The sequence below is a fragment of the Cupriavidus yeoncheonensis genome, from assembly GCF_905397275.1.
Classification (GTDB): Bacteria; Pseudomonadota; Gammaproteobacteria; order Burkholderiales; family Burkholderiaceae; genus Cupriavidus; species Cupriavidus yeoncheonensis.
This window is the reverse complement of record NZ_CAJPUY010000030.1, coordinates 22,595-48,874: the sequence shown is the minus strand read 5'-3', so window position 1 is coordinate 48,874 and position 26,280 is coordinate 22,595. Positions and strand designations below refer to the sequence as shown.

The 26,280-nt window shown below is 59.5% G+C and carries 20 protein-coding genes; 10 read left to right on the top strand and 10 right to left on the bottom strand.

The genetic code is table 11. From position 1 onward, the window contains the following. Window positions 1–32: 32 nt before the first annotated feature. Genes KHO22_RS28935 through KHO22_RS28925 form a run of 3 tightly spaced genes read left to right on the top strand, consistent with a single transcriptional unit; the run spans window position 33 to window position 3,391 of the window. Window positions 33–1,403, top strand: coding sequence for an MFS transporter (locus KHO22_RS28935; protein WP_211950612.1), 1,371 nt, complete (start codon window positions 33–35; stop codon window positions 1,401–1,403). 19 nt (window positions 1,404–1,422) lie between these two features. Then, window positions 1,423–2,181 carry an SDR family NAD(P)-dependent oxidoreductase gene (locus KHO22_RS28930; RefSeq protein ID WP_211950611.1) on the top strand — a complete coding sequence of 253 codons (759 nt, stop codon included), beginning with the start codon at window positions 1,423–1,425 and terminating at the stop codon, window positions 2,179–2,181. A gap of 7 nt (window positions 2,182–2,188) precedes the next feature. Continuing rightward, window positions 2,189–3,391 (top strand): acetyl-CoA C-acyltransferase, encoded by a 1,203-nt coding sequence (locus KHO22_RS28925; RefSeq protein ID WP_211950610.1) that lies wholly within the window; start codon window positions 2,189–2,191, stop codon window positions 3,389–3,391. Window positions 3,392–3,458: 67 nt separating this feature from the next. Here the strand turns inward: KHO22_RS28925 and KHO22_RS28920 are convergent, their stop codons facing one another. From KHO22_RS28920 to KHO22_RS28910, 3 genes are all read right to left on the bottom strand, one after another. Continuing rightward, entirely contained in the window at window positions 3,459–4,208 is a 750-nt protein-coding gene (locus KHO22_RS28920; protein ID WP_230427076.1) for a Crp/Fnr family transcriptional regulator, read from the bottom strand. A 35-nt stretch (window positions 4,209–4,243) separates the two neighbouring features. Then, window positions 4,244–5,992 carry an AMP-binding protein gene (locus KHO22_RS28915; protein ID WP_211950609.1) on the bottom strand — a complete coding sequence of 583 codons (1,749 nt, stop codon included), beginning with the start codon at window positions 5,990–5,992 and terminating at the stop codon, window positions 4,244–4,246. A gap of 240 nt (window positions 5,993–6,232) precedes the next feature. Beyond that, window positions 6,233–6,883: a TetR/AcrR family transcriptional regulator gene (locus tag KHO22_RS28910; protein WP_211950608.1), complete on the bottom strand. Its 651-nt coding sequence runs from the start codon at window positions 6,881–6,883 to the stop codon at window positions 6,233–6,235. 814 nt (window positions 6,884–7,697) lie between these two features. On the opposite strand from KHO22_RS28910, the gene KHO22_RS28905 reads away from it, so the two are divergent. Next, entirely contained in the window at window positions 7,698–9,419 is a 1,722-nt protein-coding gene (locus tag KHO22_RS28905; RefSeq protein ID WP_211950607.1) for a tannase/feruloyl esterase family alpha/beta hydrolase, read from the top strand. Between the two features lie 700 nt (window positions 9,420–10,119). On the opposite strand, the gene KHO22_RS28900 is transcribed toward KHO22_RS28905, so the two are convergent. The 4 genes from KHO22_RS28900 to KHO22_RS28885 all read right to left on the bottom strand — a co-directional run bounded on the left by KHO22_RS28900 (window position 10,120) and on the right by KHO22_RS28885 (window position 14,239). Continuing rightward, the gene (locus KHO22_RS28900) at window positions 10,120–11,121 is read right to left on the bottom strand and encodes an NADP-dependent oxidoreductase (RefSeq protein ID WP_211950606.1); all 1,002 of its coding nucleotides are present in this window, start codon (window positions 11,119–11,121) and stop codon (window positions 10,120–10,122) included. Window positions 11,122–11,285: 164 nt separating this feature from the next. Beyond that, window positions 11,286–12,149, bottom strand: a complete 864-nt coding sequence (locus KHO22_RS28895) for an alpha/beta fold hydrolase (protein ID WP_211950605.1) — start codon at window positions 12,147–12,149, stop codon at window positions 11,286–11,288. Between the two features lie 104 nt (window positions 12,150–12,253). Beyond that, window positions 12,254–13,042, bottom strand: a complete 789-nt coding sequence (locus KHO22_RS28890; protein ID WP_211950604.1) for an SDR family NAD(P)-dependent oxidoreductase — start codon at window positions 13,040–13,042, stop codon at window positions 12,254–12,256. Between the two features lie 102 nt (window positions 13,043–13,144). Then, window positions 13,145–14,239, bottom strand: coding sequence for an alkene reductase (locus tag KHO22_RS28885; RefSeq protein ID WP_211950603.1), 1,095 nt, complete (start codon window positions 14,237–14,239; stop codon window positions 13,145–13,147). A gap of 152 nt (window positions 14,240–14,391) precedes the next feature. Here KHO22_RS28885 and KHO22_RS28880 point away from each other — a divergent pair, with 152 nt between their 5' ends. The 4 genes from KHO22_RS28880 to KHO22_RS28865 all read left to right on the top strand — a co-directional run bounded on the left by KHO22_RS28880 (window position 14,392) and on the right by KHO22_RS28865 (window position 18,934). Then, window positions 14,392–14,973, top strand: coding sequence for a TetR/AcrR family transcriptional regulator (locus KHO22_RS28880; RefSeq protein WP_211950602.1), 582 nt, complete (start codon window positions 14,392–14,394; stop codon window positions 14,971–14,973). A 1,000-nt stretch (window positions 14,974–15,973) separates the two neighbouring features. Beyond that, on the top strand, window positions 15,974–16,345 hold the full coding sequence (locus KHO22_RS28875; RefSeq protein WP_041680734.1) for a tautomerase family protein: 372 nt from the start codon (window positions 15,974–15,976) through the stop codon (window positions 16,343–16,345). Between the two features lie 395 nt (window positions 16,346–16,740). Continuing rightward, window positions 16,741–17,664, top strand: coding sequence for a 3,5-dioxohexanoate:acetyl-CoA acetone transferase (gene kce / locus KHO22_RS28870; RefSeq protein WP_011295837.1), 924 nt, complete (start codon window positions 16,741–16,743; stop codon window positions 17,662–17,664). 406 nt (window positions 17,665–18,070) lie between these two features. Further along, on the top strand, window positions 18,071–18,934 hold the full coding sequence (locus tag KHO22_RS28865) for an AraC family transcriptional regulator (protein ID WP_011295836.1): 864 nt from the start codon (window positions 18,071–18,073) through the stop codon (window positions 18,932–18,934). 224 nt (window positions 18,935–19,158) lie between these two features. Here KHO22_RS28865 and KHO22_RS28860 read toward each other — a convergent pair whose 3' ends face one another. The 3 genes from KHO22_RS28860 to KHO22_RS28850 form a co-directional block, all read right to left on the bottom strand. Continuing rightward, entirely contained in the window at window positions 19,159–20,028 is an 870-nt protein-coding gene (locus KHO22_RS28860; RefSeq protein ID WP_211950601.1) for an SDR family oxidoreductase, read from the bottom strand. 377 nt (window positions 20,029–20,405) lie between these two features. Further along, complete coding sequence (locus KHO22_RS28855) at window positions 20,406–22,175, bottom strand: acyl-CoA dehydrogenase C-terminal domain-containing protein (protein ID WP_211950600.1); 1,770 nt, start codon at window positions 22,173–22,175, stop codon at window positions 20,406–20,408. Between the two features lie 66 nt (window positions 22,176–22,241). Beyond that, window positions 22,242–23,921, bottom strand: a complete 1,680-nt coding sequence (locus tag KHO22_RS28850; RefSeq protein WP_211950599.1) for an AMP-binding protein — start codon at window positions 23,919–23,921, stop codon at window positions 22,242–22,244. A gap of 555 nt (window positions 23,922–24,476) precedes the next feature. Here KHO22_RS28850 and KHO22_RS28845 point away from each other — a divergent pair. Then, complete coding sequence (locus KHO22_RS28845) at window positions 24,477–25,055, top strand: TetR/AcrR family transcriptional regulator (RefSeq protein ID WP_011295832.1); 579 nt, start codon at window positions 24,477–24,479, stop codon at window positions 25,053–25,055. 377 nt (window positions 25,056–25,432) lie between these two features. Then, on the top strand, window positions 25,433–26,167 hold the full coding sequence (locus KHO22_RS28840; protein ID WP_211950598.1) for an SDR family oxidoreductase: 735 nt from the start codon (window positions 25,433–25,435) through the stop codon (window positions 26,165–26,167). The last annotated feature ends 113 nt before the right edge of the window (window positions 26,168–26,280 follow it).

The following is a 26,280-nucleotide window of genomic DNA, read 5'->3' as shown; positions in this document are numbered from 1 at the left end:
AATGATTTGACCCATCAAAAATGGAGGAGACAATGACAAAAGAAATTGACGTTCAAAAAGTAGCAGACACAGCCAAGTTCTCTGGCTTTCACCGGATGATTCTCTTCTGGTGCGTGATGATCCTGGTGCTGGATGGCTACGACCTGGCGGTAGTGGGTGCGGCGCTGCCGTCGATCATGAAGCAGATGGGAGTCGATGCCACGAGGGCCGGATTCATGGCGAGTTCTGCGCTGTTCGGCATGATGTTTGGCGCGATCTACCTCGGCACGCTCGCCGACAAGATAGGCCGCAAGTTGTCCATCTGCGTGTGCGTCGGACTTTTTAGCGTCTTTACTGCTGCCGCCGGCTTGACGACGGACCCGATCAGCTTCAGTGTGACGCGTTTCTTGGCAGGCCTCGGTATCGGCGGCGTGCTGCCTGTCGTGACGGCCCAGATGGGAGAGTTTGCACCCAGCAAGATCCGGGCTCGGCTCGTAACCATCGTATTTGCCGGGTATTCGATCGGCGGGATTCTGGTTGCCCTGACCGGCAAGGGCCTGATCGAAGTATATGGCTGGCAGGCGGTGTTTTTCGTTGCCGGGCTGCCGGTGCTCTTCATTCCGTTCATCCTGTGGACCATGCCGGAATCCATGGCGTTTCTCGCAAGAAAGCAGCGGGACGACTCGCTTCGTGCTGTGGTTCGCAAGCTCGCCCCCTCGCTGCAGATTGCGCCGGAGGATCGTCTGGTCGTGCCCCAGGAAGCGATGGCGTCCAATGCCCCCGTCGCGGCGCTTTTCGCCCGTGGGCGCGCCGTGAGCACTCTGATGATCTGGGTCGCCTTCTTTACCGGCCTCTTCATGGTCTATTCGCTCAGTTCGTGGTTGACGAAGCTCATGGCGATGTCCGGATACAGCCTCGGTTCTGCCTTGAACTTTGTACTGGTATTCAACATCGGTGCTGTATGCGGCGCGGTCGGTGGCGGCTGGCTGGGGGACCGTTTCAATATTAAGCACGTGCTGGTGGCGTTCTATGCCACGGGTGCTGTGTCGCTTTCCCTCATGGGATACACGAAGGTGACCGAACTGCTGTTCGTACTCGTGTTCGTTGTCGGCGCCTCGACGCTCGGCACGCAGTTGCTCGCCTATGCCTATGCGGGGGAGTTCTATCCGGGCTCCATTCGTTCCACTGGCGTGGGCTTCGCCTCGGGCATCGGACGGCTCGGCGCCATCGCGGCACCTGTGCTCATCGGCGCACTCGTGGCAATGAAGCTTCCACTTGAACAGAATTTCTTGGCCATCGGCTTTGCCGGCCTGGTCGGGACCCTGGCGGTCATGCTCATCGATCACCGTCAAAGCGCATCCGTGCAACCGCCGCAGGAAGCTTCACTTTCCTCGCTCGATGTGCACGCATCCACCAACCGCTGAACCAAGTATTTCCGTAGACATGCAGATTCAGGACAACGTATTTGTGGTGACCGGGGCCGGCTCCGGTCTTGGTGCTGCCACCGCAACAGCACTTGCTGAGAAGGGGGCGAAAGTCGTTATCGTCGACCTCGATTCGAACACCGGACAAGAGGTCGCGCGCAGGACAGGCGGCGTCTTTGTCCGGGCAGACGTCACAAACGAAGACAGTGTGAAGGAGATGTTCGACTTCGCTGCCGGGCTGGGATCTTTGCGCGGACTCGTCAACTGTGCTGGCGTTGCTCCTGCTGAAAAAGTGATTGGCAAGAACGACGTGCATGCCCTGGCATCGTTCAGCCGCACGCTTCAGATCAACGTTGCAGGAACGTTTAATGTCCTCCGCCTTGGGGCGGCACTGATGGCAGAGCAGCAGCCGTCGGTCGACGGCGAACGCGGCATCATCGTCAACACGGCATCGGTTGCTGCCTTCGACGGCCAGGTCGGCCAAAGCGCATATGCCGCCTCGAAGGGCGCAGTCGTGGCAATGACACTGCCACTGGCGCGCGAACTGGCGCGATTTGGCGTACGGGTGGTAACGATCGCGCCGGGGATCATGGCAACCCCCATGTTGCTCGCCATGCCTGACGAGGTGCAGAAGTCGCTTGGGGCATCCGTGCCGTTTCCCCAGCGCATGGGCAGGCCACAGGAGTTTGCAGATCTTGTGCAGCACGTTATCGGCAATCCTTACCTCAACGGTGAGGTCATTCGTCTCGACGGTGCCATCCGTATGGCAGCGAAGTGAGGTACTCATGGTGAACTCGACAAACGATCCAGTCGTCGTCCTATCGGTGGCGCGTACGCCTATCGGTGGGTTCCAAGGCGAGCTGTCCTCCTTGACTGCTCCGGAGATGGGAGGGGCAGCAATCCGTGCGGCCGTAGAACGTGCCGGCCTGACTCCCTCCTGCATTCAGGAACTTCTCATGGGGTGCGTCCTCCCAGCGGGCGTTGGACAGGCGCCCACGCGGCAGGCAGGTATCCGCGGGGGCCTGGAGCTGGCTACGCCTTGCACCACTATCAGCAAGGTCTGCGGATCCGGGATGAAGGCGGTCATGTTGGCCCATGATCTGTTGCTGGCAAACAGCAACGACATCATGATCGCCGGCGGCATGGAATCCATGTCGAATGCGCCTTATCTGCTGCCAAAAGCGCGAGCCGGCTATCGGCTCGGCCATGGCAAGGTAATGGATCACATGTTTCTGGACGGTCTTGAGGACCAGTACAGCGAGGACACGCGTGGGCGCCTGATGGGTACGTTTGCCGAGGATTGCGCGGCGACGTATGGCTTCACGAGGGAGGCCCAGGACGAATGGGCGGTGATGTCGACGCTGCGGGCGCAGGCTGCGATCGACGCGGGTAGTTTCGCGTGGGAGACGGTGCCCCTTACCGTAGATGCCAGGAAGGGCCCGGTATCGGTAACGCGTGATGAACAGCCGCTGAAGGCTGACCTGAATCGAGTTCCCACCTTGAAGCCGGCCTTCAAGAGGGAGGGGACCGTGACGGCAGCAAATTCGAGTTCGATCTCGGACGGCGCCGCGGCGATGGTCCTTACCCGGAAGTCCATTGCCGACAAGAAGCAACTCCAGCCGCTTGCTAGGATCATGGGCCATGCGACGCACGCGCAGACTCCGGCGACGTTCACCACCGCTCCGATTGGCGCGATCCGGAAGCTTCTCGACGGATTGGGATGGGCCGCATCCGCGGTCGATCTTTGGGAAATTAACGAAGCGTTTGCGGTTGTTGCGATGGCCGTCGTGCAGGACCTGCAACTAGACCGGGAGAAGGTCAACATTCACGGCGGGGCATGTGCACTCGGCCATCCCATTGGCGCATCTGGTGCGCGAATCCTGGTAACGCTTATCGGTGCGCTTCGCAGGACCGGTGGCCGCCGAGGAATTGCAAGCCTGTGCATTGGCGGTGGTGAAGCCACCGCCGTAGCGGTAGAGATGGTGTAGGGAGAGCGGCATTGCAGCCGGCCCGTGGGGCGGATGCAATGCCGAACGGTCGGGACAAGTTGCCAGATCAATCGCCCATGTGAGCGAATTGTCGGAGTCCTTCGAGATTCAGAATATGGATTGCGCCGTATTCCATCGCGATCATGCCGGCATCTGAAAGTTCGCGTAGGGCTCGATTCGTGTTCTGGCGCGACAGGCCGGAGAGGCGTCCAATTTCTTCCTGGGACAGCCCCAAGGTCCGGTCGGTGACGGGATAGAGTTGGCGGTGAAACAGTTCGGCAAGGCAGAACGCCACGCGGCCTGCAGCTTCGTGAAGCCTCAGGTTATGCACCAGCCCGACGTAGTAGCCGCAACGCGCGTTGAGTTGATCGATGACGTAGCGGCTAAAAGTGTGGTTGTGTTCCAGTAGCCAAAGGAAGGTGTCCTTAGGAACATAGGCAACCCGGCTGTTCTTCAGCGCGACAACGGAATACTGCCGTGGTTCGTTCTTCAGTACAGCTCCCTCGCCAAACCAAGCACCTGCGGGAACGCCGGCGAACGTGATAGCTCTCCCGCATGCGGAAGCCGTGTCCACCTTGACGATGCCTTCCACCACGCCGAGCCAATGGTCGGCTGGCGCACCCCGGTGGCATGCAGTACCGCCAGCGACTAAGCGCTTCTCAAAAGAATCGGCCATAACGCGCGTTCTTTCCTGATCCGTGAGATGGCCGAACCAGGCGGAGTTCTCGAAGAAAGACGCCAGGGCCGGACGCGAAACACGCTCGGAGAAAGGTGGTCGTGCGGTGACCTGGCTCCTGTCGTGGGATAGCGTTTGCATGTGTGAATCTCTCCGGGTGCCGCTGAGGCGAGTCGTCACGGTTTGCCGTGCAAATAAGAACGAATGCGTGTGTCGAATGTGTCGACACAGTCGTCAGCATTCTTTTGGCTATTGGCGGGGTTAGCAAGTCCGGCGTTCCGTGCTGCACGCAACACGAATCGTTGGATCTTTCCGCTAGGGGTCTTGGGGAGTTCGGTTGCGAAATGCACCCGCCGGGGGTAGGCGTGAGCGGCATAGCGGGTCTTGACCCACTGTTGGATCTCCTCGGCCATTGCAGGGCTTGGAGCGAATGCCTGACGCAGTACGACATACGCCTCCACCACTTCTCCGCGGATCTTGTCGGGAGCGGCAATGACGGCGCATTCCGCAACCGCCGGATGGGCGGCAATCACGGACTCGACCTCAAATGGTCCGATGCGATACCCGGCCATGATGATGACGTCGTCCTCTCGCGCAGAAAAAAAGAAGGCGCCGTCAGCATCCATTTTTCCCAGATCGCCGGAGAGATAGTATTCCCGGTTCGCGGAAAACTTCTCCGCACTCTTTTCGGGGGCTGCGTCGTACCCGTGGAACCACGCAAGCGGGCTCTCCGCGAGGTTGAAGGCGACACGCCCGATCTCGCCAGTCGGAAGTTCGACATCTTCGCTGCGGTCCAGAACGACGGCCTTCCACCCAGGCATTGATATCCCCATCGATCCAGGCCGGACTTCCCTAGCGAGGCGAGGATCGTGGTGGTTGTTAATGAGCATGCCCGCCTCTGTTTGGCCGTAGTGGTCAAAGACGAGGGTGCCCAAGGCCGACTGTGCCCATTCGTTCACGTCTGGGGTGAGCGGCTCCCCAGCGCTTGATGCGCAGCGCAGCTTGAGGTCCTGAGGCGGAGAGACTTCTGAGCACATGAGGGATCGATAGACGGTCGGAGCGGCTGCGAAATTTGTGACGTTGCGCTCTGCGAGGATTTGGTAGGTGGCCGCAGCATCGAAGACGCCTTTGAGCAGGAGGCTATGGACCCCAGTACTCAGAGAGCCGATGACCCCGAAGTAAAGTCCATACGCCCAGCCTGGGTCGGCCGCGCACCAATACACATCGCTTGGGCGCAGTCCAATGCCAAACTCGATATAAGCTCTAAACGCAGCAATGGCGCGTATGGGGACAACCACCCCCTTTGGCTTGCCCGTAGTCCCAGAAGTGTAGATATGGATAAACGGTGCGTCTCCTCCCAGGACCGCAGCAGGCACTTTCGGGCGTCCCTCGGCTGCGAGATCGTCGAATTTATGAATCTGCCAACCGGCAAGGGAAGTGTCATCGCGGCCAATGACGACAAGGTCGGTAACGGCGATGGGCTGTTCGTCCCCTTCAGTTGCTACGAGCTTGCCAACTTGGGATGCGTCGCAAATCGCGACTTTTGCCTTGCTGCCGGCGAGACGCTGTGCGATGGCGGGCGGCGCGAACGCTGTAAATAGCGGGACGTGAACCGCTCCCAGGCGCCAGATCCCGACGAGACCAATCAAGTATTCCACACTCTTTCCTGAAAGCGTCGCGACTCTATCTCCCGCCCGGACGCCAATGCTTGCGAGCCCCGCCGAAAATGCCTCGGATCGTCGTTTCAGTTCGCCATAGGTTAGGCGCTCCGTGTTGCCTTGAGAGTCGAGGACGTCATAGGCAACCTTGTCTGCAGGGTGGCGGTCGCACAGTAACCACGCCAGGCACGCCGAAGGCGCTGAGTATTCCGAAACCAACTCGGCGACCCGCTCATCCAGCCCCGAATTGAGTTCTAACGTACTCATGAGTGTGTCTCCATACACGGGTGGTCGTCGGTCCAGTCGCTGGCCTTAAGTGAATCAAGATTTCACTTAAGCCTAAGTTGCACCTGTACGTCTGTCAAGCCTTGCGCTCACAGGGAAAGTACTAGCATGGAAAGAGGGCGCGCGCATCACAAGTGTCTAGTCGACTACATTTCGACAGTGTGCCGCCCTTAAGTGAAATGATGATTCGGGATTAAATCCTGGGAAACTGACGGCCGATGACTAGCCTGCAGGCATGGGCGGAAAGGTGAGCATGCGTCCGGCGACTCCGCGAAGGCAGAACGTTATGATCGACGCGGCGTGGGAACTGAGGGACGTGGATGCATCGGCGGCGCCGTTGCTCAGCGGTGCGACCAAGCCTTCAAACAGGCAGCCGACAATGCAATCGGCCGACGCGGCAGCGTTCTGCGTTGGAAACTCGTGGTTTTCTACGCCCTGTTCAATGATTGTCTTGAAGACCCGGGAAAGCGCACGGTGGTAAGTCAGACGGACAGCCTCCACTTCCGGCTCTACAGGTTCGGCTACAAGCGCGTGCGCGAGTCTTCGGCCACGCAGCGCACGGCTGGCAAAAGTCCACGCAGCGGCGCCAAGCTTTTCACAGGCGGACCCGTCGCGCATGGCAATGCCTGCGACCACGTCCACCTCGCGTTGAGCGGTCGACTTGACGACCTCGACCATGAGTTCGGTCTTGGACGGAAAATATCGATACAGCGTTCCGATCGCGATCCCGGCAGCATCCGCTATAACGGTCATCTGTGCTTCACGAAACCCTGACTGGGCCACGAGCTCGCGAGCAGCTTTCAAGATCAAGGGATGCTTGTCGGCGCCGCGGCGTCGGATGCGCACGCGAGGAGGATTCAAAATATCTTCCATGTCATCCGTTGAGCCGGCAGTTCAAGTAGTTGGAGATTGTCGTTGCCAACCGTAGTGGCAGACATTATGCCACTGCACCGTAGAGGCGTCGTGGTAGGCATCCGAGTGTCCCCTTGGGCAGGCCTACCCGTTGCTGCCATATGCGTGATCGATATCGGGTGCAGTGGCGTACGCAACGAATTCGGTGACCAAAGCTCTCCGGCCGCACAATTTGCTACGATAAGCCCAGTCCGTGCAAATGAAGAAGTAGCCCTGCGCTACCCCTAGCGCCGGGCTAATGCGAATGTCGCGTCGCTCAAGCGTGACAACTCTGAAGCAGCCTTCGTGTGGTTCCGAGGCAGGCAGACATTGTCTCGATCGAGACAGTCGAACACTAATTTGGCTTGGCGAATCGCTGCTGCGCAAACTGATTGCCCTGTTGACTAGCCGAACCGCGAGGTCGCTAAAGTCCAGAGACTGTCATCCGGCGCAAGCTCAACTGAATTATAGGGGCCCGAGTCGCGACGTTGTATGGCACTTAATTTCGACGCAATGATCCCGAGTGCATCTCACACTCGTGGCGAATGTGCCGCACCTCTCCACACCGATCAACTTCCTTCGGTCTTTCAACTCCTTGAGGCCTCCGATCCAGAGTCCACTGACGCACGCGTACGCACTGTCTCACACATGACAATGTGGCGCCACAGCGCGCGGTAGCGTTGAGCCTGACGCCTATCCAGATGAGCAGCCGAAAAACTGAAGCGTCTTCACGCGAGGCAAGGGTCGGAGATGGATGGCTGACGATTGCTACATACAATCAGAGGAGACAGGACAAATGAAGTACCACGCATTGATACACACGATCCGCAAGGGCATTATTCTTGCAATCGGATCGACCGCAATGCTTGCGGCATGCGGAGGAGACGGTGAGCCGGATTCATCAGCAGCGACCACGACGTCGCCAAGTAGCCCCAGCACGCCAAGCAAGACGGCAGCCGAAATGTGTGCAGGTCTTGAGAACCTCGAAATTCCCGCCTCGGCGATCGGTCTTCCCACGACGGGCGGAACGGTATCCAGCGCTACGTTGGTGGCGTCAACTGAAACCGGCAATATTTCGGGCGAATATTGCAAGGTGCTAGGAAAAGTTCATCCGGTCGATTTTCAAGCGCCCGACATCCGTTTTGAAGTTGATCTTCCCAGCAACTGGAATGAGAAATCTGTCCACTTTGGTGGTGGCGGTCTGGACGGCACCATTCCGACGACTACTGGTTACGCTACTTCCTCGCTGTCCTTCTTGGGAGAACTAAAAACGGTCAAGACCCCGTTGGCTCGGGGATTCGTGACACTGGGGAGTGATAGCGGACACCAAGGAAACGCCTCTGAAGGCACGTTCTTGAAGAACGATGAAGCGCTGGCCAACTACGCAGGTGAACACGTCAAAAAGACTCACGACGTCGCGGCATATCTTGCACGAACCCGCTATGGCAAGTCGTTCGCTCACAGCTACTACGTTGGTGGTTCGGGAGGGGGAAGGCAAGGCTTGGTTGCTGCTCAACGATATCCCGCAGACTACGATGGGGTAATTTCAACTTTCCCGGCCAGCGAGCTTCTAGGGCTCTCATTTGCCATGGGACGGGTCTCGAAAGCCTCGCTCGCGCCCGGAGGATTCATTACATCGGCAAAGGCGAAGGTTCTCACGGCGGCTGTGATGACCCAATGCGATGCCCTTGACGGAGCGACGGATGGCATCATCAGCAATCCGGGGGCATGCAGCTTCGATCCGTCGACATTGCGGTGTGCAGGGGGGGCAGATACTGGCGACACTTGTCTGTCCGACGCACAACTCAATACCGTAAACACCATGGCTACACCATTGGCAACCAAGTTTGATTTTGCTAACGGAATCCGCACCATCGCTGGTTACAATATTCTCTCGGGCACCGATTTTTGGAACTCCTATTATTTTCCCCCCTTGGGACTTTCCCCGGCAGCGGCGGTATCGGATCCTGCCTCGGGCCAGGCATCGTTCTTCTACGCGTTCCCGAACGCGCTTGTGAATTTCGCGATCGCCCGCACCCAGCTTGTAGACATCATGTCGTTTGACTTTTCCGACCCCGGCGCCCTGACGGCACGGACGCAAGCGGTCAGCAACATGGTGGATGCTACAAGCACCGACTTGACGACATTCAAACAACGAGGCGGAAAGTTAATTCTTCAGCACGGACAGTCGGATCAGTTCATCCCCGCCCAAATGTCGATCGATTACTACAATCGGCTAGTGACGCGATATGGACAAGCAACCGTAGGCGAGTTCGTGAAGTTCTATTTGGTGCCAGGGGGTGCCCACGGTTTTGGCGGCCAATTCGAAGGTGGCTATGACGCCCTGACTGTCCTTGACAATTGGGTTACGAGCGGAAATCCGCCTAACAAACTCGTCATCACAGACTTGAACGGGGCAACTGCGGGCCGTACCCGCCCGCTCTGCGAGTATCCGGCGTGGCCCAAGTACATTAGTGGCGACGTGAATTCCGCTGCAAGCTTTACCTGCACGCAATAGCATGGAAACAAGTTGAACTCTCCCGCGGCGAGACGTTTCGGCGCCGCGACTCAAAGGTCAAGACACTCAATCATACTTGTTCGAGGCCTTAAGACCTTCGTCGCCTAGCGCTAGGATTAGCGCTAGGCATTTTTTTTAATGGGACGCCTGACCTCAGACGTACGCGAGCTTTGCGCAAGTTTTACGGGTAAGCCGGGAAGAAGCGTTCGCTCCAAAGCACCGGTCCCGCTCCTTTTCATTTCAAACCGGCCCCAACTTGGCCAGCTTTACTCGAAGCACCGACATCCTCCGGGCGCTTGGTTTTACCGTCCGATGCAGCCGACCGAGTTCGCCTGTTTGCCGTGAAGATGTGTGCGCTACCATCGGCACTCCCATTATTTCTGGTCGGTCTACCTCGCGAAATCCTTATCGAGGCAGACCCGCTAGGCACCTATTGGCAGGAACGGACAAGGCAAGGGCAACCACGGGAGGAAGTTGCCGGCTGTGCAAGGAGTGAGAGTAGGAATTGCTGTCCCAGTTTTTCCAAGACACAAGCCTTCTACCAGGCCCGCGCAACTGGAGCGGCGCTGCCAGATACTGCCTGTGATGATCGAGAGGGAGCTCTCATGGCGATCTTGAGGGGGCGAAAGCAGGGCTGCGATGGCGGAAGTGTCGAAACGCATAGTGCCAGGCGAAATGTCCAAGCTCGGTCTGCTCGCGTCTATTTCACCTTGACGACGACCTTGCCCTTGGCGCGTCCTAGATCGACGTAGGTCAGAGCATTTGCCGCCGCGTCGAGAGGGAACACGCGATCCACAATCGGGCGGATGGATCCCGACTCGATCAGCGAGGTGATCTCGCGCAGTTGGTTTCCTTCGGCGCGCATGAATACGAACGCGTAGGTGACGCCACGCTGCTTGGCCTTCTTCCTGATGCCGTGGCTCAGCAGGCGCAGCACCAGCTTCAGCGGCCAGGCCAATCCCTGCTCGACCCCAAACTCGGGTGTGGGCGGACCGGAAATGGAGATGAGGTGTCCGCCTGGCTTAAGCACCTGCAGCGACTTTTCCAGCTCGTCGCTTCCGAGGCTGTTCAGCACCACATCGTAGTCGCGCAGCTCGGTTGCGAAGTCCTGCTTCTTGTAGTCGATGACGACGTCCGCGCCTAGCGTCTTGACCCACTCGACATTTTCCGTGCTTGTGGTGGTGGCAACGAAGGCACCCAGATGCTTGGCCAACTGGATGGCGATGGTGCCCACGCCGCCAGAGCCCGCCTGGATCAGCACCTTCTGCCCCTGCTTCAGCTTTGCAACTTCGACCAGCACTTGCCAGGCGGTCAACGCGACCAGGGGGATGGAAGCGGCTTCCTCCATGGACAGGTTTGCAGGCTTGCGTGCCAGCGCTTCCTCCTTGACCGCGATGAATTCGGCAAAGGTGCCGATGCGGTCCTGATCGGGACGGCCATAAACCTCGTCGCCCGGCTTGAAACGGCTCACACGGGGGCCGACCCGCACGACCGTGCCGGCCACGTCGTTGCCAAGGATTAGGGGCAATCGATAGGGAAGGACCAGCTTGAATTCGCCGCTCCTGATCTTCGAGTCCAGTGCATTGACACCCGCCGCGTGGATCTGGATCAGGACGTCATCGTCACGCAGTTCGGGCTCCGGCATTTCGGCGATCTGGCCGCTCTCTTGCTTGCCGTAACGATTGATGATGAAGGCTTTCATGGGTTTAGGTTCTTTCTTCTGAGCGCTAGTGTTGGCGGAATTGCGATTGCGCTCATTCCGCCCGGACCCGCGCGCTGAATCAGGGTTCGAGTTTCGCGATGGACATGGCAGGACTCTCCTGGACGTGGTCCGGTCTGTTGTAGGGAAATGGGAGTGCCATTGCGTCATTCAGTGAGGAATGCCAAGGCCTTCGACACAAAGTCGGTGTGGTACTGGAAGATGCCGCCATGCCCGGCGTCCTCGTAGATGATCAACTGCGCATCTGGAATCCGGCGGGCCATATCGTGGCTGAGTGCGGTGGGCACCATGATGTCGTTGTCACCGTTGGCGATCAGGACCGGCGCACGGACGCGGCTCAGGTCCTGGGGGGCCCGCCGGCCCCATGCCTTGATCGCCCGGAGCTGGCGCAGGAAGGCGCTGGGCGTGGGGCCTTTGACGCGATTGGACTTGCGTTCTTTCAGCCGCTTCAGGAAGGCGCCCGCGGCGCGTCGGCCATTGGCCGTCGAGGTGAAAAACAGGTAGTACTTGGGATCGCGTAGCGTGAGCAGTCCCTTGAGTATCAACGGCCAGGAGACTACTCCCACCTGATCGATACCCCAGCCTCCGGCCGGCCCCGTGCCGGTGAGGATGAGCTTGCGCACCAGGGCGGGAGCTTTCATCACTACGTCCTGTGCCACGAAGCCGCCTAGCGAGAAGCCGAGCAGGTCGACTTGTGCAAAGCCCAGCGCGCGGATCACGGCGATGATGTCAAGCGCCATCTCCTCGACCGTCACCGGTGCTGTACCGCCAGACGCGCCGATTCCCCGGTAGTCGATGGCGACGACGCGATGCCGGCCGGAAAGGCCATCGATGATCCTCTGGTCGAAGTTGTCCAGGACCGCACCCCAATGGTTGAGCAGGATAAGAGGTACTCCGCCGCCTGGGCCAATTTCGCGATAGGCGAAGGCAGTTCCGGCGACGTCGATGGAGCGGTTCGGCGCATGGACGTAAGACGCGCCCGATTCGGTACGCACTTCGGAACGGGTCATTGTTGACTCCCTGGGTCCTGTTCGGCGCGGGGACGAGTGTCGATGTCGCAGGGCATGACGGCAAGATAGTCACGATGCTCAAGCTCCCGCAGAAGCTTCCGGGCTCAGGAAGTCGCCCGATAGCGCTCGGCGGCGAGCGCCTGCCGAATGTCTGAGAGCAGCCCCTGGCGTGCGCCATCCAGCGCGTCCCAGCGCGCAGCTTCGTGCAGCGGCGGGATGGTGACCAACTCGCGCCGGTCGAATCCAACCAGCGCTGCGTCGACCAGCTCGCCGACTTCCATCACCTCGGGCAGCGTATTGAGGTCAATGCCGGCGCGCGCCCAGATCTCGGTGCGTGTAGCCGCAGGCAGCACCGTCTGCACGTAGACGCCCCTGGGCGAGAGCTCCAGACTCAGGCCCTGCGACAGGAACAGCACGAAAGCCTTGGTCGCACCGTAGACCGACATGCCGAACTCCGGCGCCAGGCCAACGACCGAGCCGATGTTGACGATCGCGCCTTCGCCGGCTTGCGCCAGGCGCGGGGCGATCGCTGCGGCCAGCCGCGTCAGGGCGGTGGTGTTGAGCGTGATCAGGCGTTCGATGCTGTCGGCGGTCTGCTCGACGAAGCCGCCCGATTGGGCGATGCCGGCATTGTTGATGAGGATGGTGATGCTGGTATCTGCGCGCAAACGCGACTCGACGGTGGCCAAATCGGCCGCCTGAGTCAGGTCGGCCTGGAGTACGTCGACGGCGACATTGGTTTCCTTGCGCAGATGCGCGGCGAGCGCGTCCAGCCGCGACTTGTCGCGCGCGACCAGCACGAGGTCGTGGCCACGCCGCGCGAAGCGCTCGGCGTAGGTGGCGCCGATGCCGCTGGAAGCGCCGGTGATAAGGACGGTGGTATTGCTGGTCATGTGTGTTTTCTCAAGAGCATTTCAAGGCCCTTCGGGCCCCGGCGTGGGCGGAGGGGGATTTCCGGGCCGCAATGGCACGGGATGAGGTCTGTGTTGTGATGCTTACTCGGCGCTGGCGTCGGCCAGCGTGGGGTAGTCGGTGTAGCCCTCGGCGCCGCCGCCGTAGAGCGTGGCCGGGTTCAGCGCCGCGAGTGGCGCGCCGCTCTTCAGGCGCTCGACGAGATCTGGATTGCTGATGAACGGGCGGCCGAAGGCAAACAAGTCCGCTTTGCCCTCGGCGAGCCGGGCGCTCGCCAGTGCCAGGTCATAACCGTTGTTGGCCAGGTAGGTTTGCTTGAAGCGGCTGCGCAGCGCGTCGTAGTCGAAGGGGGCCACGTCGCGCGGGCCGCCGGTGGCGCCCTCGACGACATGCAGGTAGACGATGCCTAGTGCGCTGAGCTGCTCGGCGATGTAGTCGTACTGCGGCTGCGGGTCGCTGCAGGAGATAGCGTTAGCCGGCGAAACCGGCGAGATGCGTACGCCGGTGCGTTCGGCACCGATTTCCTTTGCCACGGCGGCGACGACTTCCAGCAGCAAGCGCGCACGGTTCTCGACGGAGCCACCGTAGGCGTCGGTGCGCTGGTTGGCACCGTCCTTGATGAATTGCTCCAGCAGGTAGCCGTTGGCACCGTGGATCTCCACGCCGTCGAAGCCAGCAGCGATCGCGTTGGCCGCGGCCTGGCGGAAGTCGCTCACGATTCCCGGCAATTCATTGAGTGCCAGCGCGCGCGGTTCGGACACGTCCGCAAAGCCGTTGTTGACGAACGTCTTGGTCACGGCGCGGATGGCCGAGGGCGCGACCGGGGCGACTCCCCCTGGCTGCAGGGCCACATGCGAGACACGGCCGACGTGCCACAACTGCACGAAGATCCGCCCACCCTTGGCGTGTACGGCGTCGGTGACCTTGCGCCAGCCGTCGATCTGCTCTTGCGTGTACAGGCCGGGAGTGTCCTGGTAGCCCTGGGCCTGCGCTGAAACCTGCGTAGCTTCGGTGATCAGCAGGCCCGCGGACGCGCGCTGGGCGTAGTAAGTGGCGGCCAAGTCGCTGGGTACCAGGCCAGCGCCAGCGCGGTTGCGGGTCAGCGGGGCCATGACGACGCGGTTTGCCAGCGTCAGGGAGCCGAGGGAATAGGGTTCTAGAAGTGTCTTATCGGGCATGTTGTGCCTGTTGGGTGGACGTGTGAGATCGGAAGAGTGGGATGTGCACTTATAATGATGATGAGCGTAATCATTGATGTCAAGAGTTTTGATTATGATCGACATCAATGTATAGTGAGCACCTGCAGACGTGAACGAAGAGTCTTCCCGGTATGAAAATCACCAAGGCGCAAGCGCAGGCGAATCGCGCACACATCGTCGAAACGGCGTCGACGCTCTTTCGTGAGCGTGGCTACGACGGGATTGGCGTTGCGGATCTGATGGCGGCAGCCGGCTTCACCCACGGCGGGTTCTACAAGCATTTCGGGTCCAAGGCCGATCTGATGGCCGAGGCTGCTGCTTGCGGCTTTGCCCAGACTGCGGAGAAAGCCGAGGGCGCCGACGCTGTCGCGTTTGTGCAGCAATATCTGTCGCGGGAGCACCGCGACAACCCCAGGGATGGATGCACGATGGCGGCGCTTTGCGGAGATGCGGCGCGTCAGCCGGAGCCGATGAGGGCGGCTTTTGCGGCCGGGCTGGAAAGCTTGTTAGCGACGCTGAGCCGCGATGATGGCGCGCTAGACGCTCACGTGCGGCGCGAGACGCGTGCCAGGCGGATTGACACGATTGCGCATGCAATAGGGGCGATCATGTTATCGCGGGCGTGTCCCGACGATTCACCGCTCGCTGATGAAATACTGGAGGTCTGCCGCCTGGCGATCCTGTCGCAGTTATCGCCGCCGGTTGATGCATAGCCGGACGTGCCAATTAAAGATTGCTCGCTTTTCGCGGCTCGATAGTCGTTGCAGTGGGGAGGCGACATCCGGATGCTAGACCGACGACATTTGCGATAGTCGCCTTCTCGTCTGCCGCCTTATGCGGCCGGCCGTACCCGACCCACTGCGGTCACTGGAACATGCGCGTCGACAATGGCAGCTTCCTGGGCGAAGCGGTCATCTGAATGGCACGGTCGGGGCGACATCGCCACGTCGCTTCCTGCCCGCCGCCTGTCCTCCCTGGCACGCCGTACCTGGGCGCTTGGACCAGCTTGGGGGCGCCCTTAATCGCTCTTCCGAGGACAGCCGCCACGCCGGAATGCCGGAATGCCGGAACGCATGCCCGAATTAGATCTTCGACGTCAAAGAGTCGTTCCGCGAGAGCCCGCCAGGCATCGCGGTTGCGGGCGAGCCGCCTCGCCGATTTCTTGAGCATGCCCCGTCAGTACGACAAGATCCTGGCTCCGCGTCAGCGAGAAGTGCACTACAGTCAGCTAATTCCGGCCTTCCGGTCCAGGGTGGGCGGCTCAGCCGCTTCTGGTCGCCCGTGTGCGGGACGACACCTCGATTTCGGTAAGTGCTTGTTGCAGCGATGGCGAGGCGCCATGGAGCGGCACATAGCCAACGAGGAGAACTCGTGAACTGTGCTGTAGGGGACGTGCACGTCGTTGCCCACTTACGCACCTATCCCGTGGTCAGCGAGCAACCGACATAAAGGAGCGGCTGACAGCAGCGTTGGCACAATCTGGCGGCCTTTCGACGAAATTGCGCGAGATTGACTAGCGGGTGCCAAAGGCCCTGTTTGGGGCACTCCATACGTCGCCCTGCGGCCACGGGAAACGAGCTTGGCCTGGATTGGCGGGGCACGACGCCATGTCATGGCACTTCCAAGCAAGTGGTGGCGCCCCGATGCAATCGCAGGCGGTGACGTTCCGAGAGACTGAGGCTTCAGCAGCCCCTATCTTCAAGGAGACACAACATGCCCATCATTGTTTGCGAATGCAAGGTCGGAATCGAAGCTGGCGTCAAGGCCAGGATCGCCAGCGAGCTCACGAGCGCGATCAGGGAGATCATCCTTTCGCCGCTCGACTTGATTAGCGTCGTATTCCATGAAGCCACGCCCGACAACCTCTACCGTTCGGGAGAGCCCACTTCCGAAACGCTGATCTTCTGCCACATCCGTGATGGGCGTAGTGACGGCGCCATACTATCGCTGGCCAAAAAGGTGAGCTCGATTTGGAGCGCGTGCACCGGGGCAACGGAAGACGAAGTCGAGGTTCTCGTCACACTTTATCCCGCCAAATACGTCGTGCGCGGCGGTGAACGCCTGCCCGAAGCCCCTCGCGTGTGAGGTGGTGCGGCCATCGTGCAGTGCATGCGGCGACCGAGAGCCCGCCAGCCGGATCGCATTACCAAGCGATTCGAGCCGACCACGCAGCGGTCCCAGGGGCGCTCCAACTGAGTCGTGAATCTACCGACCGACGATTCGCTAACCATGCGCCTCGAAGAGCGCTTGCGCCGCGCCATTAGGTTCAGCGCGCGCCATGCATGCTCGGACTAACGGGAGCGAGGTCTCGGCCCCGCCGCATCCTAAAACCTCGTACCGAAGATAACAGACAAGTCAATGAAGTCAACCCATCCTAAAGCTGGCGACAGCCGGTTTAAGCTTGCAAGCGTCCAAGAATCGATCGTAAGGCACGCTGGCTCCCGAGCTGGCCACCTGCTGTGGACTTCCTGATTCATATCATGAGCAAAGTCATCATCACATGTGCCGTCACCGGTGCGATTCATACGCCCTCAATGTCCCGGTATCTACCGGTCACACCGGAAGAAATCATCGAAGCCTCGGTCGGCGCGGCCGAAGCGGGCGCCGCGATCATTCACCTTCATGCACGCGATCCTGTCACGGGCAAGCCGGACCAGAGCCCGGATGCATTCGGCCGATTCTTGCCGCAAATCAAGGCACGCACCGATGCAGTGTTGAATATCACCAGTGGCGGCTCGCCCTACATGACGATCGAGGAGCGCATTCAGCCCTCAATGCGCTTTGCGCCCGAGGTGGCTTCACTGAACATGGGCTCCATGAACTTCGCGCTGTTCCCGATGCTGGCGCGTTTCAAGGAGTTCAAACATGCCTGGGAGCGCGAAGCGCTCGAAGCCAGTCGTGACCTGATTTTCCGCAACACCTTCAAGGATATTGAATACGCCCTGGCGCAATGTGCCGCCAATGACACGCGCTTCGAATTCGAGTGCTACGATGTGGGCCACCTCTACAACCTGGCGCACTTCGTCGAGCGCGGTCTGGTCAAGGCGCCGTTCTTTGTTCAAACCGTGTTCGGCATCCTGGGAGGTATCGGCACGCATCCTGAAGACGTGTCGCACATGAAGCGGACGGCCGACCGGCTGTTCGGCAATGACTATCGCTGGTCGGTGTTGGGGGCGGGCAAAGATCAGCTTCGCCTTGCAGGAATGTCTGCCAGTATGGGCGGCAATGTGCGCGTCGGATTGGAAGACAGCCTGTGGCTTGGACGGGGTACGCTGGCCGAGAGCAATGCAGCGCAGGTGCGGCAGGCGCGCCAGATTATCGAGGGACTTGGACTCGAAATCGCCAGCCCGAACGAAGCCCGGGAAATCTTGCAATTGAAGGGCATTGAGAAAGTGAAGTTCTGAGAGAAGGAATTGGGGCGGCGTTTTTTGCCCAAGCCAACCGCGTTGCGAGGTCCATGGGTCAGCGCGCCAAGATCAAGCGCGCCCGGTGCGGCCGACGCTGCAATCGGCAGCAGTGCCCTTCACCGAGATGTGGCGACGCCGTGGCTAGACCTAAGTCGCCGGTCTACTGTGCTTGATTCGGGGCCCCTCGCGGGCCCGTTGTCTTGGCTTATCGCATCGCCGTCGCTTCTGACCGGCAGGAGTAGAGCCAAGGTGTACGATGCGCGGGGACAAAGCGAACGCGGTTGACGTCCATGCGTCAGCGACCGTCCCCATAAGGGATATTCACCCGCGACTGATTCGCTTGCGAGGTCACGCGTCCGCGCGCACAATGAGGCCGGATGCAAGGTCGAAGCGGAGGTAAGCAATGCACCCAGACTCACAAGCTGAATACCGCGAGGTTGGGGGCGAACTCATATCCGGCACCATTGTTGACTCGCGCACCACCCATGTTGAAGTCCTCGCGCGTCGGGCGACGGGGCCCATCTCTTGGCGTTTTCGTCAACCGCGGCTCGCGCTGTTCTGGTTTCGGAAAGGCCTCAAAGAGTTGCATCTGGAACTCGACGGCCGCCGCATCCACTCGGGAATAAAACAAGGAACAAATCTTGCGCTGTTCCCGGCCTCGATTTCCGTCGAAGGCGAGTTTGACGTAGCCCCGAGCTTCGACTACACGGTGGTCTTCCTTGACGCGGCCATTGGCTCCGAAGCCGGCTGCCACTTCAATCGGCCGTTGATCGCCTTTGGCAACGAAGATCTGCAACGTGGCCTTTCAGTCCTATGCCGAGAGGCGCGCAACGCAGACAGCCTTTACGGGTTGTTCGCCGAGGGCTGGGCGATGCAAGCACTCGCCCTGCTGGCGCGGGTCGACGGCAGCCAGGCGGCCGCCATTCGGCCGTGCGGTGGCCTCCCACCGAGCAGCTTGCGGCGCGTTATCGACTACATTGAGGCCGACCTGTCGCGGCCGTTCACAATCAACGGCTTGGCGCAAGTTGCCGGTGTCAGTCCCCGGCATTTCATGCGGGCTTTTCGCGAAAGTACCGGGCAGACGCCCTTGCGCTTTGTGTACGGTCTGCGTCTCGAACGGGCCAAAGAGTTCCTCTTGGATCCTCGTCGCTCCGCAACTGAAGTGGCGCTGGATTGCGGCTTCAGCCACGCTCAGCACTTCAGCACTGCATTCAAGAAGGCTACCGGCGTCACACCGTCCGATTTCCGCAGGGCTGCGACGCGCTAATGCGTTACGCGGCCGTTGGTGCCGTAGTGGCGTTGGTCATCGTGATTTACTTCAAGGTCAAAGTTCGGCGGATCGCATCGAACTAATCCAGACTTCACGATGGCCACTCCCGAAGGGAGTGGCCGCCGCGCGGCAAGCCGCTTCTTGCTACGCCCTGCACGCTTTGCCGCGCAGCCTGTGGCACAGGACTTACCCCACTCCTTGGACACCAACCGATGGAGAGCTCACGCTCGAAATACGTCAAGGTTGTCGGTCAACCATTCGGTCAACGAACGTGGGGCCTTTCCGGTCAGTTCCTCGACCGTCGACGTCGTTTCGGCGATCACAGACTCGCGGAACATTTGGTCGAGTCCAACCAAAAGATCGGCTACGAGCGGAGCAAGTCCGGCGCCGAGCAGAGCGTCTCTCTGCTCGGCAGGCGGACGGTCGACGTAAGTAACCGGATGTCCAAGTAGGCGGGCCAACTCCTCTGCCACCTGGTCCATGGTCCACGCACGTGGACCAGACAGGTGGTACGCACGTTGCGACGCGGGCTCGATCTCCTCGAGCAATGCAATGCGGGCTACTTCAGCAACGTCACGGGTATCGATGAAGTTCACACGCCCATTACCTGCTGCGCCGGTCCAGGAACCGGCGGCGATGTGTGGCCCCAGACGCTTGAGCACATGGCTGAAAGTGCTAGGGCGCAAGACGGTAGATGCGATCGGCTGCTGCGCCAAATGCGCTTCGATCTGCATGTGCCAAGCGATGGGAAGAAGTCGGGTCGCGGGACCGAGGGCGGACAGTTTGACGATGTGCCGAACGCCTGATGCGACTGCTGCATTGATCAACGCGATTTCGTTTGCGACTTGTTCGAGGGAGGTGCCATGCGCGATGAAGAGCCGGTCGATACCGCGCAGGGCTCCCTCGAGCATGTCCGCGCGTTTGAAGTCGACCTTGAATGTAACCACCCCTTCGGGCAGTCGCGCTGTGCTGGGTTGGCGCGTTAGTGCGACCAGGTCGATCGGGTCAGCGGCGAGCAACGCCGTCAATGTAGCGCCAACGCGTCCTGTTGCCCCCGCGATGGCGATCCGGGGCTTTGAGGGGTTGAGCATGGTCAGTACCTTTAAGATGTATCACGGAATGAACGATCCACTACCGTCTCAAATCAAACGGCGCTTACGGGTTGGAGTATTCGTACTTCCCCGGCAGAACCTAGCGCTATGAGAACCCGGCGGTATGGTTCAAGATTTCGGTGGCAGATTCCACACTCAATGCGGCTCTGGCAGCAATGCTAACCCGAGTCACTCTCGTTCCCATGCGCCGTGTATATCCAGAATTGGAACTCGGCATTGTCTTATTTACCCGATACTGCGTTTGGTTGTAGAGACCAACTTCTTCGGCGCTCGGCATGCAGCAAACTCTGTATGTTCTGGCGGCAGCGCATTCTGTTGCGGCTGCCGCCAAACAGACCATAGTGAAAGTAGAAGCGTTAGCCGAAATCGAGCTCCATGATCGGACCGGAGCCGGCAGCGATAGCCGCTGCCAAAGATTGTATTTCCGGTAGCAGCTTCTTGAAATAGAAGCGCGCCGTCGCGACTTTCGATGCATAGATCGGGTCGGCAGAGGCGGCGTTGACGAGCCCGATCGCAGCCATACGTGCCCACATCCATGCTAGACCGACATGACCGGCAAGTCGAAGGTATGATGCAGCAACGCTTCCCAACACATGAGGATCTGCCTTGGCTTGCATCGATACTTCGTGCGTCGCATTCCGCAACACATCGGTCGCGCTCGAAAGCGGGGCGGTGAATTCGCGCAGGACTGGATTATCTGCATTCGCGCCGATGAATTCGTTGACGATCGCAAGGAACATCTCCAGCCGGGTGCCTTGGTCGGGGAGAACTTTGCGTCCAAGGAGGTCCATGGCTTGAATGCCGTTGGCACCTTCGTAGAGCGGGATGATACGTGCGTCACGAAGATGCTGTTCGACCTGGTTATCCACGATATAGCCGTGTCCACCAAGGACTTGCATTGCCAGGCTTGTACATTCGACGGCGAGGTCGCTGCTGAATGCTTTAACGATCGGTGTAACCAGCGCAGAGAGTTCTGCCGCGTGATGCCGAATTTCCGAGTCATTGCCGAAGTGCTGGGTGTCGGCCAACTGACACGCCCACTGCGCGAATGCTCGTGTTCCTTCGATATAGGCTTTCTGAGTCAGCAGCATACGGCGCACATCAGCATGCTCGATAATCGGATCCGCTGGGCTGTTACGGGCCGATGCTGTTGGGGACCTTCCTTGTGTGCGGTCCTTTGCATAGCCCAGTGCCTTCTGGTACGCCGCCTCCATCAGTCCGATTGCATTGACCCCGACAAGGAGGCGCGCGTGGTTCATCATGACGAACATAGCCGCGAGCCCTTTGTCCGGCTCGCCCACCAGATAGCCTGTTGCACCATCGAAGTTCATCGTGCAGGTGGCGTTCGCATGGATGCCCATCTTGTGCTCCAGGGAGCCACAAGTGACTGCGTTGCGTTCGGCCAGATCTCCTTCAGGCGACACCAGGACCTTTGGAACAAGGAAGAGGGAGATTCCCCTGACGCCGGGGGGCGAGTCCGGTAACCGGGCGAGTACCAAATGGACGATATTGTCCGTGAAGTCGTGTTCCCCTCCCGAAATGAAGATCTTCGTACCGGTTATGCCGAAACTGCCATCGGCATTCGGTACTGCACGGGTGCGCAAAAGTCCGAGGTCGGTGCCGCAATGCGGTTCGGTCAAACACATGGTTCCCGCCCATTCGCCGGAAGCCAGCTTCGGCAGGTAGAGCGCCCTCTGGGCGTCCGAGCCATTAGCCGCCAGGCATGTGTAAGCCGCCTGCGACATACCAGGATAAGCCGCCCAGGCCATGTTAGCGCCAGCGAATATCTCCATGACAGCCGCGTTGACCGCGTTCGGCAGTCCCTGACCACCATGCTCCGCTTGACATGCCAGTGCGGTCCAGCCTGCCTCAGAAAATTGCTTGTACGCGTTTTTGAATCCATCTGGCGTCGTCACCACACCTGAAGAAGGCATGGTGCAGCCTTGGAGGTCTCCAATGCCGTTCAAGGGCGCCAGAATCTCTGTAGCGAACTGACCTGCGGCTTCGATTACCTGATTGATCGTGTCGGGATCGGCAATTTCTGCAATTGCGGAGCCCGTGGACACGTCGAGCAGCTCATGCAGCACGAACTGAAGATCGCGGAGGGGAGCATGATAGTAGTTCATAGGGTTCGGGTGTGCTGGCAGCCGCATGGCAGGCCAGAGAGAAATCGAGAAGGGCCCAGCAGGGCGCTATGCATTGCTTTGCTCGGCAGCCAAGCGCGAACGCAAGTCTTTACGCAGGATCTTGCCCACCGTTGATTTGGGCAGGGCATCGATAAGCGTAATGTGTCGTGGCACTTTATAGGCCGCAAGATGGGAGCGACAGTGTGCCTCCACTTGTTCCGGGGTGAGCGTCATATTGCGTGGCACGATGAAGAGGTGTGGGGCCTCGCCGGAACGGTCATCAGGCACGCCGATACAGGCGGCCTCGAGGACATCGGTCATCATTGCGACGACGGCCTCGATCTCATTCGGATAAACGTTGAAGCCTGAGACGAGAATCATGTCCTTCTTGCGGTCGACCATTGTCATGAATCCCAATTCGTCCATGACCACAATGTCGCCCGTCCTGAACCAGCCACCATCAAGGAACGCTTTCCGTGTTTCGGCCTCCTGGTTCCAGTAGCCGCTGAAGAGTTGTGGTCCCTTGATCAGAAGTTCGCCTGCAACACCGAGTGGGACGTCGTGCCCACTTTCATCTACTAGGCGAACGTCGGTCGAAGGCACAGGAATGCCGATCGAGCCGCTTCGCCCAGGAGGATTGAAGGTGGCGCTCGGTGAGGTCTCTGTAAGACCATAGGCTTCAGTAACAGGGGGAGCACCGGCCGCGAGCCATCGCTTTGCGATAGCGTCCTGGATTGACGCCCCGGCGCCAATCACCAAACGGGTAGCGCTGAAGTCTACGGAAATGAGTTCCGGTGTGTTCACCAAGCTGTTGAACAAGGTGTTGACCCCGACAAGCATCTGAAACGGCCGCCGCTTCAATTCAGCAAGCACAGAACCAGCCTCACGCGGATTGGGAACCAAGCGATTCTCACAACCAAGCGATAGCGCCAGTAATGCCGTTGCAAGCGGGAAGATATGATACAGAGGCAGCGGTGTCACCATCGATGCCTCTGAGCCCGCTAACGTTGGTCCAACCCAGGTCAAAATTTGCGCCAAACTTGCGCAAACTGACTTGTGCGTGAGGACCGCCCCCTTGGACACACCCGTCGTGCCACCGGTGTATTGCAGAATGGCGATGTCCTCAGTGGTCTGTGCGACTGGGGAAAGACTGCCCCCCCTGCCTCCCTGTAGAATCGCATCGACTAAAGGTTGGCACGTGCGACCACCACCGGCCGTGCCGGCTTGCTGAACTTCCCCAGCGTGTTTTGCTAGTGCCACGAGTTGACCGACAATAGGTTTCATTCCAACAACCGGCGCCGTAAGCACCTGAACAATGCTGGTTTCCTCCAGCACTTGCTGCAACGGCTGCTGTAGTTGGTCGGCGACGATAATGCAGGTGGCGTCAGAATCCTGTAGCTGATGCTTCAATTCACGCGGCGTATACAAAGGGTTGACTGGAACCGCCACCATCCCTGCTTGAAATATCGCTGCCAAACCTATCAGGAAAGCTGGGCAACTTGGCAGCATCAACGCTACACGATCCCCCTTTCTCAATCCGGACTGCTGCAGGAAAGTCGCAAGCGCCTCAGACAGAATGCCGAGCTCCGCATAACTTAGTGATTCCTCCAGGCAGGTTACCGCAGGACGCATGGCGAACGAGGCGACCGCGCGTACAATCATGGACCCCAGTGTCGCTTGCGCGTCCACATCAATTTCAAGCGGTATCCCGGAGGGATAGGAACTATGCCAGCGTCTGGCTTCCATATTGATGTCTCCCAGTTGTTATACCCTGTTTAATATTCAGGGTTATTTCGCTTTTTTGCCATCTCCCCCACGGTTTCCCCGAATGAAATCGACGCCGTGTGGCGAGAAGCATCGTGACGAACGCGCAGCTCACTGATGGACCTGCCGGCCGAGTACCCGTCCCGGGGATTGGCGCCAACAGCTCCCGCATGATTCGTTAGTTAACGATCGTTTGTCAAACGATGCTAGGTTACACACTGGGCGATGTCAACAAGTATTCACGGTTGGTGATCTGATCTGCGCATGCCGTTGGGCGCACGACATCACAGGAGTGTGAGCTTGGACTTCGTGTCCGGAGGATGGCACTTAGGCCGGCCGCGAAGAGCGCAGCGCTTAGACCAACTCCCACGGCCGATGTACAGGACGGCACTCGCGGCTCCCGGCGCTTTCGAGCGCAGGTAAGTATCTTGGGAGGCTGCAGCACGTGCGCCGCAGGCATTTAACTGAGGCAGAACGTTCCTGAACGATCGTAATGCTATAATTCCTGCCATGTCCTGAGTTCGAAGTGAGCCAAAAATGCGCTACTCAAGCACACACAAGCAAGAGACGCGGGAAAAACTCCTTAACAGTAGTCAAGCGATTGCCAAAAAGGGTGGATTCGATTCAACTGGGGTCGATGCCCTGATGGGGGCCATCGGGCTCACGGGGGGGGCCTTCTATAGTCATTTTGACTCCAAAGCAGAACTGTTCGCGGAAGTGGTCCGGCGGGAGTTGGCCAACAGCGCTGAAATGCTCGCTGGCGACGATGAGACGGCCGAAGATCATTTCGTGAAGCGCATCAGAAGCTATCTCAGCAGTTCTCATGCGCTGCATCCGGAATCAGGTTGCGTCCTGCCGACCTTGGGACCTGAAATCGCGAGGTCTGGGCCAGCAGTCCGCGCCTCAGTGGAGGAAAGCGCGAAAAAGCTGCAGAGCAGTTGGAAGCAGCGTTTGGACGATCCGGATGCGGCTTGGGCGTTGATTGCGCAGTGCGTGGGTGCCATTTTGCTGGCCCGGGTGGTTGAAACCGACCGGACCAGGCAGCAGATTCTCGCTTCCAGCCGTCGCTTTCTCGGGCGGTCTATTGAGCGGCTCGAACCCCTCAGCAAGACCTAAGCGGTGCCAATGTAGCACCCACCCCTCCGGGCGCAGTTCTGCGCCCTTGCGAGTTCTTCTCGATGCGCGCAGATATGTGCGTGCATGCCGCGGTACCGCGCTTTCATTGCGACGGCTTCGACTGCGGAACCCGACCGCACCGCACGTGCTGTCGATGCTTCCAGTCCGGGCCTCGGCGCGCGAAGCCATCCATCCAAGCGCCGTCGCCCCTTTTTCTTCTTCCATCCTTACCAGCCTCGCCACTGCGCGTGCCGCGCAGAGCGTACTCCTGAGCTTTCTCGCTGTAGGTGCGTTAGCGTAAGTCGCCCTTGACTCCTGCACCGTGATGAAATACTCTCTATTTACTAAACGATCGTTTGTCAATAAAGGAGGCAGTGATGGATGTCAAAGAGCAGAGGGTTGCGCTCGTGATCGGAGCGGGGGACTCCACGGGTAGTGCAATCGCCAAGCGTTTCGCCGCGGAAGGCATGGTCGCTTGTGTGACGCGTCGTACAGCGGACAAGCTTCAACCGCTGGTTGACTCCATTCACGATGCCGGCGGAATCGCCTACGCGTTTGGCACGGACGCGCGTAAGGAGGAGGAGGTGGTCGCCCTCATCGACAAGATCGAGTCGGAGATTGGTCCAATTGACGTTCTCGTGTTTAACATTGGCGCCAATGTGCCTTCTTCCATCCTTGAAGAGACAGCGCGAAAGTACTTCAAGATCTGGGAGATGGCCTGCTTTGCAGGATTTCTGAACGCAAGGGAAGTTGCCAAGCGCATGGTACAGCGTCAACGCGGCACGATTCTCTTTACCGGCGCTACTGCGGGTCTGCGAGGCAAGGAAAATTATGCCGCGTTTGCGGGCGCCAAGCATGCGCTTCGCGCGCTTGCGCAAAGCATGGCCCGCGAACTCGGCTCGAAGAACATCCATGTAGCCCATATTGTGGTGGACGGTGCGATCGACACTGACTTTATCCGCACCAATTTTCCGGATCGTTATGCATTGAAAGACCAGGATGGCATCCTGAATCCGGAGCATATCGCGCAGAACTACTGGTACCTTCATTCGCAACCACGCGACGCCTGGACCTTTGAACTCGACCTGCGTCCCTGGACTGAGACCTGGTAATCAAAACGTCTAAACAATGGGATAGAGACCGCTTCCGCACGATCGCAATGCCTTGCCACCCGAAGAGATTTTCCGTTCGGTCTGTTGGTTGCCAAGCTTCGCGATGCGTCAGC